The organism is Hydrogenibacillus sp. N12, assembly GCF_019645935.1.
In the GTDB taxonomy this organism is placed as follows: Bacteria; Bacillota; Bacilli; order Thermicanales; family DSM-22653; genus Hydrogenibacillus; species Hydrogenibacillus schlegelii.
In genome coordinates this window covers 2,038,540-2,052,474 of sequence record NZ_CP080953.1, presented here as the reverse complement: position 1 = coordinate 2,052,474, position 13,935 = coordinate 2,038,540, and the positions used below count along the sequence as shown (strand labels likewise).

Annotated in this window: 10 protein-coding genes; 7 read left to right on the top strand and 3 right to left on the bottom strand. The window is 69.2% G+C overall.

Going from position 1 to position 13,935, the window contains the following annotated elements; translation table 11 throughout:
- Nucleotides 1-121 precede the first annotated feature (121 nt).
- The 5 genes from K2M58_RS09610 (at nt 122) to K2M58_RS09590 (ending at nt 6,271) form a co-directional block, all read left to right on the top strand.
- Nucleotides 122-1,732: a glycosyltransferase family 2 protein gene (locus K2M58_RS09610; protein ID WP_220677373.1), complete on the top strand. Its 1,611-nt coding sequence runs from the start codon at nt 122-124 to the stop codon at nt 1,730-1,732.
- On the top strand, nt 1,692-3,095 hold the full coding sequence (locus tag K2M58_RS09605) for a glycosyltransferase (RefSeq protein WP_220677372.1): 1,404 nt from the start codon (nt 1,692-1,694) through the stop codon (nt 3,093-3,095). The genes K2M58_RS09610 and K2M58_RS09605 overlap by 41 nt, the downstream gene beginning before the upstream one ends.
- Nucleotides 3,077-3,895: a GDSL-type esterase/lipase family protein gene (locus K2M58_RS09600; RefSeq protein WP_220677371.1), complete on the top strand. Its 819-nt coding sequence runs from the start codon at nt 3,077-3,079 to the stop codon at nt 3,893-3,895. Before K2M58_RS09605 ends, K2M58_RS09600 begins: the two co-directional genes overlap by 19 nt.
- 379 nt (nt 3,896-4,274) lie before the next feature.
- Entirely contained in the window at nt 4,275-5,288 is a 1,014-nt protein-coding gene (locus K2M58_RS09595; RefSeq protein ID WP_220677370.1) for an ABC transporter ATP-binding protein, read from the top strand.
- Nucleotides 5,285-6,271, top strand: coding sequence for an ABC transporter permease (locus tag K2M58_RS09590; protein WP_220677369.1), 987 nt, complete (start codon nt 5,285-5,287; stop codon nt 6,269-6,271). Before K2M58_RS09595 ends, K2M58_RS09590 begins: the two co-directional genes overlap by 4 nt.
- 18 nt (nt 6,272-6,289) lie before the next feature.
- Here the strand turns inward: K2M58_RS09590 and K2M58_RS09585 are convergent, their stop codons facing one another.
- Entirely contained in the window at nt 6,290-8,686 is a 2,397-nt protein-coding gene (locus K2M58_RS09585; protein WP_220677368.1) for a bifunctional diguanylate cyclase/phosphodiesterase, read from the bottom strand.
- A gap of 403 nt (nt 8,687-9,089) precedes the next feature.
- Here K2M58_RS09585 and rarD point away from each other — a divergent pair, with 403 nt between their 5' ends.
- Together rarD and murJ are read left to right on the top strand one after the other, a co-directional pair.
- Nucleotides 9,090-9,965: an EamA family transporter RarD gene (gene rarD / locus K2M58_RS09580; protein ID WP_252393451.1), complete on the top strand. Its 876-nt coding sequence runs from the start codon at nt 9,090-9,092 to the stop codon at nt 9,963-9,965.
- 138 nt (nt 9,966-10,103) lie between these two features.
- On the top strand, nt 10,104-11,660 hold the full coding sequence (gene murJ, locus K2M58_RS09575; protein WP_220677367.1) for a murein biosynthesis integral membrane protein MurJ: 1,557 nt from the start codon (nt 10,104-10,106) through the stop codon (nt 11,658-11,660).
- Nucleotides 11,661-11,893: 233 nt separating this feature from the next.
- Here the strand turns inward: murJ and K2M58_RS09570 are convergent, their stop codons facing one another.
- Together K2M58_RS09570 and K2M58_RS09565 are read right to left on the bottom strand one after the other, a co-directional pair.
- On the bottom strand, nt 11,894-13,270 hold the full coding sequence (locus K2M58_RS09570; RefSeq protein ID WP_220677366.1) for a GH1 family beta-glucosidase: 1,377 nt from the start codon (nt 13,268-13,270) through the stop codon (nt 11,894-11,896).
- A 161-nt stretch (nt 13,271-13,431) separates the two neighbouring features.
- Nucleotides 13,432-13,917 carry an NUDIX domain-containing protein gene (locus K2M58_RS09565; RefSeq protein WP_220677365.1) on the bottom strand — a complete coding sequence of 162 codons (486 nt, stop codon included), beginning with the start codon at nt 13,915-13,917 and terminating at the stop codon, nt 13,432-13,434.
- Between the last annotated feature and the right edge of the window lie 18 nt (nt 13,918-13,935).

The window sequence follows — 13,935 nt, the reverse complement described above, 5'->3', positions numbered from 1 at the left end:
GCCGTTCAGGCGATGGGGAAGGAAAGGGCGTTTCAGGGGGGACGGGCGGCGGAAGCGATCGAGGGTCGTCTCGGACGACGGAGGAGGCGAAAAAGAACGATGGACAGGAGGGACGGTGGGGATGGTGCGGCTTACGCTGGCGATGATCGTGCGCAATGAAGCCGGACGGCTTTCGCGGGCGCTTCAAAGCGTCCGGGACGTCGTCGACGAGATGATCGTCGTCGACACCGGCTCGACGGACGGGACGCCGGAGATCGCCCGCGCGCACGGGGCGCGGGTCGTCGCCGTGCCGTGGCAGGACGACTTTTCCGCCGCAAGGAATGCCGGGCTCGAGTTCGCGCGGGGAGACTGGGTGTTCGTCCTCGATGCGGACGAATGGCTGGAGCCGGCCGATCGCGGGCGGCTGAAGGCGCTTCTTTGGTCGCCGGCGCTGGCCGCCTATGAGGGGGGGTTCGTCCAGATCTGGAACCGGCTTGGCGACGGCCGGGAGGGGGTGGCGGTGCATCCGGCGCTCCGCCTTTTCCGCAACCGGCCGGAGCACCGGTTTTCCGGCCGGGTGCATGAACAGATCGCGGCGGCGATTTTCCGGCGGAAGCCCGATGCGGCGTTATTCGTGAGCGACATCCGGGTGCATCACGACGGATATCTCCGGGACGTCGTGCGGCTCAGGGGAAAAATCGAGCGCAATGAGCGGCTCCTCCGCCAGGCGCTCCTGGCGGCGCCGGACGATCCGTTTCTCTGGTACAACCTCGGCGTCGAGGCGCTTCGGCGGGGAGCGGCCGCGGAGGCGGTGCAGGCGTTTGTTCGCGCTCGGGAAACGATGGCGCCGGCGGTGAGCTTTGCGCCGCTCGTGTACAAATACGAGGCGCTGGCCCGGCGGCTGGCCGGCGATCCGGACGGGGCGCGGGCGGTGCTCGAAGCGGGGTGCCGGCGGTACCCGCATCATCCGGACCTCTGGCATCTTTGGGGCGAGATCGAGGCGGCGGCCGGGCGACTCTGGGCGGCGGAGGCGGCCTATGCGACGGCGTATGCCCTCGGACCGGCGCCGCCGGGGGTGCCCACCGAGGCGGGCGTCGGCGGCGCCCGGACGGCGGCGGCGCTTGCCCGCCTTCGGGCGGCGCTGGGGGACCTCGCTGGCGCCCGGCGCTGGGCGGGGGAGGCGCTCCGGCAGGCGCCGGGGGACGGCCGGGCGCTCGGGCTTCTGCTTCGCCTGGCGGTCGTCGCCGGTGGGGAGCGGGAGGCGGTCCGGACGGCCGTCCGCCTGCTTCGGGTGCGGGACGTTCAGGCGGCGGAGCGGGTGGCCGGGGCGCTCCGGGCCGCCGGAGCGCCCCGGGCGGCGGCCGTCTACGTCCGCTATCTTCGGCGCTTCGGTTCGCCGGCGGTGCAGGGCGCACGGCCACCGGTCGGTCGGGCGCCCGGCGGCCGGCTGTGGGCGGTGGAACGGTGGCTGGCCGGCGTGCGGCACCCGGAATGGCGGACGGGGACGGTGCTGGCGGCGCGGCTTTCGCTGTTCGACGGGGCGACGCCTTGGATCAAGGAGGCGCATGTTGCCGAGGATTCGCCGGTTGCCGAGGGGCCTCCGTCCGGGGAGGATCGGTCCGGCGGACTCCCTTTGTCCGGACGGTTTGCATGGGGCGGCGGGCGGACGGGCGGTCCGGCGGCGGGCGTGTGGAAAGAAGGGGGGATAGGCGGTGGGGCCGACGATTTCGCTTGCGATGATCGCGCGGGATGAGGCGGCGTCGATCGGACGGGCGATCCGGTCGGCGGCGCCGATCGTCGACGAAGTCGTCGTCGGCGATACGGGTTCGACGGACGGGACGCCGGAGGTGGCCCGCGCCTTCGGGGCGCGGGTCATCGCCGTGCCGTGGCAGGATGATTTTGCCGCCGCCCGCAATGCGGTGCTCGAGGCGGTTCGGGGAACGTGGGTGTTTGTCCTCGACGCCGACGAGGTGGTGGTGTCGGTCGACCGCCCGGCGCTGGAGGCGATGCTCGGCCGCCCGGACGTCTTCGGCGGGGTGGTCGAGATCCGGCACCACCTGGGGGCCCGACCGGGGGCGATGCTGGCGACGGATGCGGTGCTCCGGTTGTTTCGCCGGGACCCGCGGATCCGCTATCGGGGCCGCATCCACGAAGACGTCACGCCGTCGATCACCGCCCTCCCCGGCGCTCGCATCGTCCGGGCGCCGGTGGTGCTGGAGCACTTCGGCTATCTCGAGCCGGCGGTGGCGGCGAAGCGGAAAAATGAGCGAAACCTCGCCCTCGTGCTCCGGGCGATCGCCGACGAGGGAGACGATCCGCGCCTCTGGTATGCCCTCGGCACGGAGTGGTTTCAGCGGGGGGACGTCGTCCGAGCCGCGGCCGCGCTCGAGCGCGCGTTCCGGATGGCGCCGCCGGCGGCCGGGTATGGGCCGGATTTGGCGATGAAGCTTTTGTTTTCGCTGCGGCAGGCGGGACGGCTGGAGGAGGCGCTCAGGCTCAAAGGCGAGGTGCTGGCCCGCTATCCGGGGGCGCCCGAGCTTTGGGCGCTCGCGGCGGAGCTTTTGCTTTCCGCCGGCCGGCCGGCGGCAGCGCTTCGAGCGGCCCGGGCCGCCCGCGAGGCCGAAGCGGCGCATCGGTCGGCGGAATCGGTCGGCGGGTGGTCGGCCGGGCGGATGGTCGGAAGCGGGACGTTTGTGAGCGATGTGCTGGCCGGTCAGGCGTGGGAGGCGCTCGGCCGGCCGGCGTGCGCGCTCCGGCACTACCTTCGGGCCGTCCGGGAAAACCCGCGGTTTTTGCCGGCGTGGGGGCGCCTCGCGGCGTTCGGTGTCCGGATGGGGCGCGTGGGGCCGCTCGTGCGGGCGATCCGCCGTTACCGGGATCGATGGGCGCCGGAAGACGGCATTCCGTCTGCGATCCTCGCCGCCTGCCGGACGGCGGCCGGGACCGATCCGGCAGCGCACGCCGCGATTCGGAAGGCGCTCGGAAAAGCGCTGGGGGAGCAGACGGAGGCCCCGGAAGAACCGACGCCGAAGGGGAACAGGGGATTCGATGAAGGGAAGGGCGGGGCCATGGTCGGGGAAAAGGCTATAATGGGAGCATGGGACGAACATGGGTGATCGGGTGGATGGCGGTGGCGGCGCTCATGAGCGCCGTCTGGCTCGTCGGGTTCGTCGCGGCGGCCATGGAGCTCCTCGGACCGGGCCGAACAGGCCCGGCGTCGCCTGCTCAGCCGGAGACGGTGACCGACGAGGCGGGGTCTTCCCGGGGGTCGGAGGCCGGACCGCTTCGCCTCGTCGGCCTCGGCGATTCGATCATGCGGGGGATCGGCGACGGCGAAGGCGGCGGCGTCTTCCGGCGGTTCGGGGAAAGGCTGGCGACGGCCGATCCGGGCCGGCGGCCGCCGGTGATGGTGAATCTGGCGGTGGCCGGCGATAAGAGCGCGGATCTTTGGCGCCGCCTCGCGCTTCCCGAATTTCAGACGGCGGTCCTGGCGGCGGACGGGATCGTCCTTTCGATCGGCGGGAACGACGCGTTTCCGAGCGTCGATGTGTTGAAGCGGCCGGCGGCGTACGCCGATCCGGAAGCGATCTCCGCCTTTCAGGCGACGATGGAAACGGTTTTGCGCGCCCTCCGGCAGGACAACCCGAAGGCGCCGATCCTTTGGCTCGGGCTGTACGATCCGTTTTCCGATGTGCCGGGGCTTTCCGGGGCGGCGGAGGCGGCCCTCGACCGGTGGAACGCGGCGATCCACGCGGCGGCCCGGAGCGCGCCGGGGGTGATCGTCGTGCCGACGAACGACCTCCGGCAGGCGGCGGGGGCAGCGTTTCTTGCGGGAGATCATTTTCACCCGAGCGCGGTCGGCCATGCGCTCCTTGCCGGGCGGCTGGCGGAGGTGTGGGCGGCGCTCCGACGGTAGGGGCGAGGCCCGGGCGAGGCGAGGTCGGGAGCGGGGGAAAAAAGGCGGTGTCGATGGCCGGGGCCGCGCCAAAACCGGGTTGAGGGCGTCGGAGCGCCTGCGGCGAGAACCGGCTGAGATGCTCGAGGAAGGCGCAGAAGGGCGCAGATGCTCAAAGGAAGACGCAAAGGAAAACGCAGAAGAAGGGGCAGCCGAGGTCGCCGCAGCTGAGGTCGCCGCAGCAGCGAAAGGCGCTGGAAAACCGCATCCGAGGTTGACGGAGCACGGGGGCTGAAAAGAGGCAAAGGAAGCCCGAGCCGTAGACGCCGAGGGAGATGCGGGGAGAAGGCGCCCGCGGAGGGAAGGTCGGGCGCGAAACCGGTGGCCAGGAGGGATGGCGGTGAGCGGCAAAAAAGCATCGGAGGAAGCGGCGTCCGAGGAAGCGGGGTTCGGCAGGGCGGAGGCGCCGGCGCTCGCGGTTCGGGGGCTCACGGTGCGCGCCGGCGGCCGGGTGCTCGTCGAGGAGGTGACGTTTGCCGTCCGGCCGGGGGAGGTGTTCGCCCTTCTCGGGCCGAACGGCGCCGGGAAGACGACGACGCTCCGGGCCGTCCTCGGCCTGGTCCGGCCGGTCGCCGGCGAGGTGTGGCTCGCCGGGCGGAAGCTCTGGCCCGGCCGGCCCTCGGCGCTTCGGGCGGTCGGCGGGCTGATCGAGACGCCGGCGGTCTATCCCTACCTCACCGGGTGGGATCATTTGAAACACGTGGGGCGGATGCGGGGGGTGTTCGATCCGGCGGCGCTTTATGCCCTCGCCGAGCGGACCGGCATCGCGCCGCACCTTTCGGCCCGGGTGGCGACGTATTCCCTCGGCATGCGGCAGCGGCTGGCCCTCGCCCTCGCCCTCGTCGGCCGGCCGGCGGTCGTCGTGCTGGATGAGCCGATGAACGGCCTCGACCCGCCGGGGATGCGGGATTTTCGGATGCTCATCCGGGAGCTGGCGGCGGAAAGACAGGCGGTGCTTTTTTCCAGCCACCTCCTCGCCGAGGTGGAGGCGGTGGCGGATCGGATCGGGCTCATGGCCGGCGGCCGGCTCCTCTGGTCGCGGTCGGTCTCCGATGTCCGGCGGGCCGCCGGCCGGCGGTACCGGATGGTTCTCCGGCCGCCGGAGGCGGGGGAGGCGCTCCTTCGGGCGGCGCCGGAGGTGGTGCGCCTGGAGCCGGTGCCGGACGCACCGCCGGGGACGGTCTGGGTGGGGCTCGTGGACGAAACAAAGGCGCCGGCGCTCATCGCCCGCCTCGCCGGCGCCGGCGTCGAGGTCCGGGCGGCGGCGCCGGATGTGCCGCCGCTTCAGGAGTTGTTTTTCGCCTGGACGGAGGCGGACGGGCAAGCGAATCCGGGAGGGCGGGCGGAGCGATGACGGCGTGGTTCTGGCTCGTCTACAACGAAGTGGAAAAACTTCTTTTCCGCCGCCGGATGGCGGTGGTGGTGGGACTCCTCGCGGTGCTCATCCCGCTTTTTGTCTACGCCCAGCACAAGCAGCTCGAGACGGTTCGGTCGCGGATGGGGACGGACGACTGGCGGCTCTGGACGGCGCAGCTCATCGCCGACAACGAAAATCGCCTCGCCGCCTCCCGCCTGCCGGAAGAGTGGCGCCGGTGGCTCCTCATCCGCAACGAACAGCTCCGGGCGTATCTCGCCGCCGGCGTCGACCCGAACGCGCCGGGGGCGGCGGGGTTTCTGCGGAGCTTCATGGAGGCGGGGATGCCGCTTTTCGTGCCGCTCTTTGCCCTCATCGTCGGGAGCGACATCATCTCCGGCGAGCGGTCGGCGGGGACGCTCCGGCTCCTTCTTTCGCAGCCGGTCGGGCGGCTCCGGCTCGCACTGGCCAAGGTGGCGGCGCTTTGGCTTTCGGTCGGGATGATTTTGTTCTGGATCGCCGTGCTGGGGACGCTCGTTTCGGGGCCGGTGTTCGGCTTCGGCGGCTTTCAGGTGCCGCAGCTCGTTGGCTTTCGCGTAAGCGGTGAGACGCTCGATCTCGGCGGCGTCCGGCTCATCCCGATGTGGCAGTATCTGCTCATGCTGTTCGGCCTCGGCTGGTACGCGAGCACGGTCGTGGCGCTCTGGACGTTTTTCGCGTCCAGCGTCGCCCGCTCGACGGCGGCGGGGATGGGGGCGGTTTTCGCCTTTCTGCTCGCGGGGAGCGTGCTGGCCAATTACGCGAGCGGCTGGCGGGGGGCCAAGTGGGTGGCCAGCACGAACCTCGATCTCGGGCCGTACCTTGCGGGGCTCATGCCGCCGATCGAGGGGCTTACGCCGGCGTTTGCCCTCGGCTACCTCGGCGCAACCGGCGCTTTGGCGCTCGGGCTTGCCCTCTGGCGTTTGACCCGGGATGTTCCGTAAACGGCGTTCGACCGGCGCCTAAAACGGCGCGATGAGGGAGGCGCTCCCCGGCCGGCGCTTGACTTCCCGCTTCAGGGCGGCAGCCCGCTCGGCGAGCGTCTCGGTCGAAAGTCCCCGGGGATCGCGGACGATGACGACGGCGACGGAGACGCTGACGCGCTCCGCCAAGGAGGCGGAAGCGGCCTCTGACAGTGGAAGCCCGTCGGAAGGCGCGTCAGACGGCACCTCGGACGGCGCGACCGCCGCCGGAATTTCGGGCGGGATGGGCGTCCGGTCGGGGCCTTCCGGCGCCTCGCGCTCCGGCGGATCGATCGGTGATGCCGCGTCGCTCCGGTGACTTGTCGTGCCGCCGTCCCGGCCGGAGGCCATCGGCGCCGGCGCCTCCTGGCAGTAGAAGCCGATGCCCCGGTCGAACGCCGCGACGATGTCGAAGGCGAGGGGCTCGGCGGCGTCCGGCGGGGCGACGAGGACGAAGTCGTCGCCGCCGATGTGGCCGACAAAGACGTCCGCCTCCGGCCGCCGGGCGGCGGCGTCCTTGAGCACGTCGGCGAGGAAGCGGATGACCTGATCGCCCCGCTGGTAGCCGTATCGGTCGTTGTACTGTTTAAAACGATCGAGGTCGACGTACAGGAGGGCAAAGGGGAGGTTTTTTTCGATCTTTTCCCGCACGGCCAGGTCGATGGCGTGGTTCCCCGGAAGGCCGGTGAGGGGGTTCGCCAGCCGGACGGCTTCCATCTTGACGTTGGCCAGGTAATTCAGGATCGCTTCGATGGAGACGACGCCGATGAGGCGGCCTTCGTCGGCGACGATGATGTAGTCGTACGCCTTGTCCGCCGGCCGGGCCATCGCCAGCCGGGCGACGACGTCGATCGGGGTCTTCGGGTCGACGACCAGCGGGTCGAAATCGGTGACCAGACCGATCGGCCGGCGGCTGTAGAGGGAGGCGCCGTACTGGGTGGCGAGCACCTGCAGGAGCTTCTCTCGCATGACGAGGCCAACGATCCGGCCGCCGTCGGTGATGACGACGCCGCCGTCTTTCGTTTCTTCGAGGTACTGCCGGACGAGGGCGGTGATCGTCCGACGGTCGAACGTGTGCGCCGGGGCGGTGATGAGCTCGACGGCGTCTTCCTGCCGCCGCTGGAGGGCGAGGATACGCCGGTGGCGGAGGATGGCTTCGACGGCGTCTTTCGGTGGGGTGCCCGGCGGCCGGCGCGCGGGGCGGGCGAGATAAAAGCCCTGGGCGGCGTAGACGCCGAGGCGGATGAGCTGGACGAGCTCGCCGGCGGTCTCGACCCCTTCGGCGATGATGCGGCTTCCGACCTTGGTGGCGAAGAAGACGAAGCTTTCGAGGAGGCTCTGCTTGACCGGGTCGGCGTCGAGCCCGGCGATGAGCGAGCGATCGACCTTGATGAACTCCGGCCGGAGGGCGAGGATCGTCTGGAAGGAGGCGTACCCGGCGCCGGCGTCGTCGACGGCGATGCGGAAGCCCTGGCGGCGGTAGTGGTCGATAATCTCCCGGAAGCGGCGAAAATCGTCGATCGCCTGCTGCTCGGTCACCTCGAAGACGGAATCCGAGACGGAAAGCCCCCGCGCTTCGAGGAGCCGCTGCGTGTGGCCGGGGTGAAAGGCGGGATCGTGGACGACGGCGGGGCTGACGTTCAGAAAGAGCTTTTCGCTTGGCCGGAGAAAGCCGGCGCCGGCGATGGCCGTTTCCCGGGCCAGTTTCTCCAGGAGATAGAGGAGGCCCTCTTCTTCCGCCCGGGCGAAGAGTTTAAGCGGCGAGTGCAGAGGGCTTCCCTCCGGCCCGCGGGTGAGGGCCTCGTAGCCGACCACGGAACCGTCGGCGAGGGAAAAAATCGGCTGGTAGACGACGGAAAGCTCCCGCCGGGACAGGAGGCGAAGGAGCGCCTCCCGCTCGGCGATGTCTTCCGGTGCCGGACGGCGCTTGGCGAGCTTCAGGGCGAGCTTGATCGTCCGGTAAAACTGTCGCTCCGCTTCCTCGCTTCGTTCCGGGAGGGTGACGGCGCTCAGATGAAAGGCGAACCGGTCGACGAGGGACGGGAGGGCCGCTTCGGCGGCCGCGACGAGGCATTTTAAAATTCTCCCGCCTCGGACGTGAGCCAGCGGCGGGATGTGCTCCGGCGCCGCGGCGTCCAGCCGCAAGAAGACGAGATAGTCGTCGCCGAAGGCCCGGCCGGCGGCGAGCACGTCCGGTTCGAGGGTGACCAGCTCGGCGACAGCCCGGTCGAGGGCATCGAGAACGCGCCGGGCGGCCGCCTCGCCGTACCGCATTTCTATTTCAGTAAAATTCTGTATATCGAAAAAGAGCATCGCGTTGGCGCCCTGTTCGAGGAGTTCGGCAAAGCGGGCCGGCCACCGTTCGGTCGAAAGGTCAAAGGTCCGGCGTTCCGACATGAGGCGTCCTCCTTTGCCTCGATTCCTTCGCCGTCCGGGAGCGCCCCGCCCGAGGGCCGTCGCCGAGACCGTCCCGGAGCTTCGATGCCGTCTTGGGGGGACCGCCGCTTTCCCGAGGCCGGAAGCGCAGACGGGCGGCGGTTCGGAGGGCGGAGCTGTTCCGGCGACGGCCGGTCCACCCCACCGGTGCCGCCGACGACGCGCTTCGACACGATCGGACGGGTACCTCGAGTTTACCGTTTTTTGTCACGCGGGAGGGTAAAGATGGGGTAAAAAAGAGGTAAAAATTTGATGAAGAAGAAAGCAATCGTGATATAAGATCGAAATTTCCGTTATCCAAAGCGATCATTTGAGACTCGAAAGAAACGGCGGTAAAATGGAGTGAGGAAAGGGGTCGGCTGGAATGGGCTATGCGCTGGCGGCGTTTTTGCTCTGGGGGCTCCTTCCCCTCTACTGGAAACACCTGGCCGGCATCCCGGCGCTGGAACTGCTCGCCCATCGGTTTCTCTGGTCGTTCGTCTTCGTCGCCGGCTGGCTCGGCGTCCGCCGGCGCCTCGGCGAGCTCGGGGCGGTGTTTTCCGATCCCCGCCGGCGCCGGCCGCTTTTTTTCGCCGCCGTGCTGATCGCCATCAACTGGGGGGTGTACGTCTGGGCGGTCACCGGCGATCACCTCATCGAGGCGAGCCTCGGGTATTACATCAATCCGCTGGTGAGCGTCGCCCTTGGCGTCCTCGTCCTCGGCGAGCGGCTCGGGCGGCGGCAGTGGGCGGCGGTGGGGTTGGCGGCGGCGGGGGTCGTGCTCTTTGCGCTGGAGGTGCGGGGGCTGCCCTGGATCTCGCTGGCCCTCGCGTTTTCGTTCGGCTTTTACGGACTGGTGAAAAAAACGCTCCATCTCGACGCCCTGACCGGCCTGGCGGCGGAGACGGGGATGCTGGTGCTTCCGGCGGCCCTCACCCTCGCTTTGATCGAAAGCGCCCGGGGCTGGCCGGCGCTCGGGTACACCGCCGATGTGTGGCTCCTTTTGCTCGGCGCCGGAGTGGTGACGGCGCTCCCGCTTCTCTGGTTTGCCGAGGCGGTGCGGCGGGCGGCGCTCTCGACGGTCGGCCTCATCCAGTACGTGACGCCGACGATGAAGCTTTTGATCGGCGTGTTTTTGTATCATGAGCCGTTTACGCCGGCCCACCTCGCGAGCTTTGCCCTCATCTGGGCGGCGCTGGGGCTGTATACGACCACCCTCTTTCGCCGCGCCGGCGCCGCACCGGCGACGGTGGAAAAGTAGTCTGAGAGGCCGAAACGCGCGTCCGGGTGTGGCTTCAAGGAGAAGCCGCACCGGCGACGGGGGAAAAGCAGTCACAGAGGCTTCTCCGGGACGCTGTCCGGAGGAAGCGCATCGCCGGGCGGAAGAAAGGAGCCGGTTATGCAGCGCGGTGTGGTCTTTACGACAGCGGCCATCATGGCCATCACGCTCTTAAGCCGCCTCCTCGGCTTTGTCCGGGAGACGGCCATCGCCGCTTATTTCGGGGCGAGCGTCGAGTCGGACGCGTATTTTATCGCCTACTCGATCCCGGGCGTCCTGTTTGCGGCGATGGCGGCGGCGATCGGGACGACGTTCATCCCGGTCTACCAGCGGCTGGAAGGCGCCGAGCGGGAGCGGTTTATGCATAATGCGACGACGGTCATCGGGCTCGTTTCGCTCGTGACGAGCGCCGTCGCCTTTGTCTTTGCGCCGGGGCTTGTCCGGCTGTTTGCTCCCGGATTCGGGCCGGAGGCGGCGGCGCTCACCGCCGACCTGAGCCGCATTTTGCTCTGGATGATCGTTTTTTTGACGCTCAATGCGATCTTCACCGCGTACCTTCAGAGCCGGGGCCGCTTTCTTGCCCCGGCGGCGGTCGGCATCCCGTTTAACGTCGTCGTCGTCGGCTACCTCCTCGTCTTCGGCCGGTCCCTCGGCATCGCCGGGTTTACGTGGGTGACGCTTCTGGCGGTGGCGGTGCAGGTCGTCTTTCTCCTGCCGTCGATGGTCCGGGAAGGGTACCGCTACCGCGTCGTCTTCGACCTCAAGGAACCGGGGATCCGGCAGGTCGTCGGCCTCATCGGTCCGGTGATGATCGGGACGGTGGCGGCGCAGCTCAACGTCGTCGTCGACCGGATGCTCGCCTCCGGCCTGAGCGAGGGCAGCATCTCGGCTTTGAACTACAGCAACAAGGTCGTCCAGCTCGCCTACGGCATCGTCGTCCTCTCGGTCCTTTCGGTGCTTTATCCGCGCTTTTCCCGTCAGGCGGCCGACGGTGACCTTCGGGCGCTCCGGGAAAGCGTCGCCCGGTCCTTTGCCGCCCTCATGCTCATCCTCGTTCCGATCACCGTCGGGAGCCTCCTCCTCGCCCGGCCGATCATCGCCGTCCTCTTCGAGCGTGGCGCTTTTGACGCCCGGGCGACGGAGCTTACGGCGGGCGCCTTTTTCTTTTTCAGCCTCGGCCTCATCGGCCTCGGGACGCGGGAACTCTGGACGAAGGCGTTTTACGCGCTGCAGGACACCCGGACGCCGATGCTGAACGGCGTTATCGCCATCGGCCTCAACATCGGCTTAAATCTCCTCCTCGTCGGGCCGATGCAGCACCTCGGCCTCGCCTTGGCGACGTCGATCGCGCTCACGATCGCAAGCCTCATGCAGTATGTCTCGCTTCGGCGGCGGATCGGCGGCGTCGGTCTGCCGGCCGTGCAGAAGTCCCTCGCTCGCTCGGCCCTGGCCTCCGCCGGGATGGGGGCGGCGCTCTGGCCGATCGCCGGGAGCCCGCTCCTCCTCGGCGAAGGGTCGGCCGTTTGGCGGGCGCTGGTCCTCATGGCCGTCATCGCCGGCGGGGGGCTTTTGTACGTCGGGCTCCTGTCCCTCTTCCGGGAGCCCCTCTGGCTCGAGGCGCTCACTCGGGCGCGCGGCGCCTTCCGCCGGCGGATGGCCGTGCTCCGGCGTTCATAGCCGGCCTCCGGCGCTCACGGCGCGGTTTGCTTGAAGTTTTCTTTCGGGCGTCTAACGTCGGGGGCGCGGCGCCTCTCACCGATGGCCGCCGGTCTTCCGGCGGCCGCAGCGGCTTTCGGCCGTCGACGTTTGCGCCGCTGGCGCGGTGCTTTTTGCCGCCGGTGCGGAGCTTGCGTCGATGGCCGGCGGCCTTCCGGCGGCACGAAAACGGCCCGGCCGGAGCCGGGCACGGTTCATGGGCCGCGGCGGGCGGCGATCAGGTCCCGGTACGCGTAGAAGCTTGCCTTCGGTGTCCGCCGCTGGGTGCCGTAGTCGACGTAGAGGAGGCCGAAGCGTTTCGTGTAGCCGTGGGCCCATTCGAAGTTGTCGAGGAGCGACCAGTAAAAGTAGCCGGTCACCGGGACGCCGCCCTCGATGGCCTGCCGGACGGCGTCGACGTGGGCTTCGAGGTAGCGGATGCGGGCGGGATCGTCGATGCGGCCGTCGGTCTGGGGCGCATCGTCGTAGGCGGCGCCGTTTTCGGTGATGATGATCCTTTCTGGCCGGTAGCGCTCCTTGAGGTCCCGGAGGACCGCGACCAGGCCGTCCGGAGCCACTTCCCATCCCATCGCCGTCCGTTCGACGCCCGACGGTTCGACGAAGTCGAGGCCGCCCCACGGGCCGCCCGCCCGGAAGGCGATCCGGGTCGGGAAGTAGTAGTTGACGCCGAGGAAATCCGGGGGCCGCACCCACCGGGCCGCCTCGGCCTGCATCGCCTCCAGCGCCGCCTTCGGATCGCCGGCCTCGGGCGGCCAAAGGGCGGCGGGGAGGAGGGAAAGGAGCGTCACCGGCTCCTCCGGGTAGCGGCCGAAATAAAACGGATCGAGAAACCACCCGTTTTGCAGCCGCTCGAAGGCGGTCGCGAGGGCGACGTCGAGGTTGTCGTTTTTGCTTGGGTAGACTTTGGTCATCAGGTTGGTCAGGCCTACCCGGGCGTTTCGGGTTTCGGTCCGGATGGCCTGGTCGGCTTCGAAATGGGCGAGGTTCAGGTGATGGGCGACCCGAAAGGCAAGCTGAACATCCTTCAGGCCCGGCGCGTGTTCGCCGGTGAGGTGGCCCATCACGGTGACGACCCACGGCTCGTTTAAGGTGATCCACCAGCGGACGGCGTCGCCGAGGCGTCGGGCGACGGCCGCCGCGTATTCGGCGAACCGGTGGGCGGTGTCGCGATTCGCCCATCCCCCCGCATCCTGCAGGGCGAGGGGGAGGTCCCAGTGATAAAGGGTGACGACCGGGGTGATTCCGGCCTGAAGGAGGCGTTCGATCAGCCGGGCGTAGAAGGCGAGGCCCCGTTCGTTGAGGGGCCCGCGTCCCTCGGGAAAAAGGCGCGGCCAGGCGATGGAAAACCGGTAGGCGTTCACGCCGAGGATCTCCATCCAGCGGACGTCTTCTTCCCACCGGTGGTAGTGGTCGCAGGCGACGTCGCCGGTGTCGCCGCCGGCGACGGCGCCGGGTCGGCGGACGAAAGCGTCCCAGATGGACGGCCCCCGGCCGTCTTCGGCCACCGCTCCTTCGATTTGATAGGCCGACGTCGCCACACCCCAGAGAAAATCTCTCGGAAAGGCGGTCATCGCCATCGCCCTTTCCATTCTTTAAGCTCAAAGCTCTTTAAGCTCAAAGCGCGACGCGAGAGAACGCAGGCACGACCCGTCGGGCCGACGTCTCGTGGAGGCAGAGTCGACCGGACCGCCGGCCAGGGGCGCCTCCGGATTCGAGGGCTCGGCCGAGGCCTCTACGCCTGCCGCCGTTCGCCGAGGAGCCCGAGGACTTCCAGCAGGCGGGGATAGACGTCGTCCTGCATGTAGGGGGAAAACCGGGGATCGTCCCGCACCTCGACCGGAAGGACGTCGAAGAGCACCGGCCCTTCGGTGTCGGTCGTAAATGGCCGGGGTTCCAGGGCTTCGACGTCGGCCCGGTAGATCGACTTGATGAGGCGGCCACCGTCCGGATCGTCGACGACGTACTGGCCGATGAGGGCGATCGATCGGAGGCGGGCCCCGGTTTCTTCATACGCTTCCCGGACGGCAGCCTGAAGCGGCGTCTCGCCGGGCTCCACCTTGCCGCCGGGAAGTTCGATCCCCCGCTCCCGGTGGCGGGTAAAGACGATCCGGCCCCGGTAAAACGGCACGACGAGAACGTGGCCGGCCGGGAGAAAATCGGCCGGATCGAAGGTCAGGCGGACCGTCCGGCCGAATCGATCGCGAAAGACTTCGTACATCGCGTTTCGACTCCTTTG

What these genes read in the sequence shown, in the direction of transcription:
- K2M58_RS09610 (WP_220677373.1), top strand. Translation starts at nt 122, where the DNA reads ATGGTGCGGCTTACGCTGGCGATGATCGTGCGCAATGAAGCCGGACGG.
- K2M58_RS09600 (WP_220677371.1), top strand. Translation starts at nt 3,077, where the DNA reads ATGGGACGAACATGGGTGATCGGGTGGATGGCGGTGGCGGCGCTCATG.
- K2M58_RS09590 (WP_220677369.1), top strand. Translation starts at nt 5,285, where the DNA reads ATGACGGCGTGGTTCTGGCTCGTCTACAACGAAGTGGAAAAACTTCTT.
- K2M58_RS09585 (WP_220677368.1), bottom strand. Translation starts at nt 8,686, where the DNA reads ATGTCGGAACGCCGGACCTTTGACCTTTCGACCGAACGGTGGCCGGCC.
- rarD (WP_252393451.1), top strand. Translation starts at nt 9,090, where the DNA reads ATGGGCTATGCGCTGGCGGCGTTTTTGCTCTGGGGGCTCCTTCCCCTC.
- murJ (WP_220677367.1), top strand. Translation starts at nt 10,104, where the DNA reads ATGCAGCGCGGTGTGGTCTTTACGACAGCGGCCATCATGGCCATCACG.
- K2M58_RS09570 (WP_220677366.1), bottom strand. Translation starts at nt 13,270, where the DNA reads ATGACCGCCTTTCCGAGAGATTTTCTCTGGGGTGTGGCGACGTCGGCC.
- K2M58_RS09565 (WP_220677365.1), bottom strand. Translation starts at nt 13,917, where the DNA reads ATGTACGAAGTCTTTCGCGATCGATTCGGCCGGACGGTCCGCCTGACC.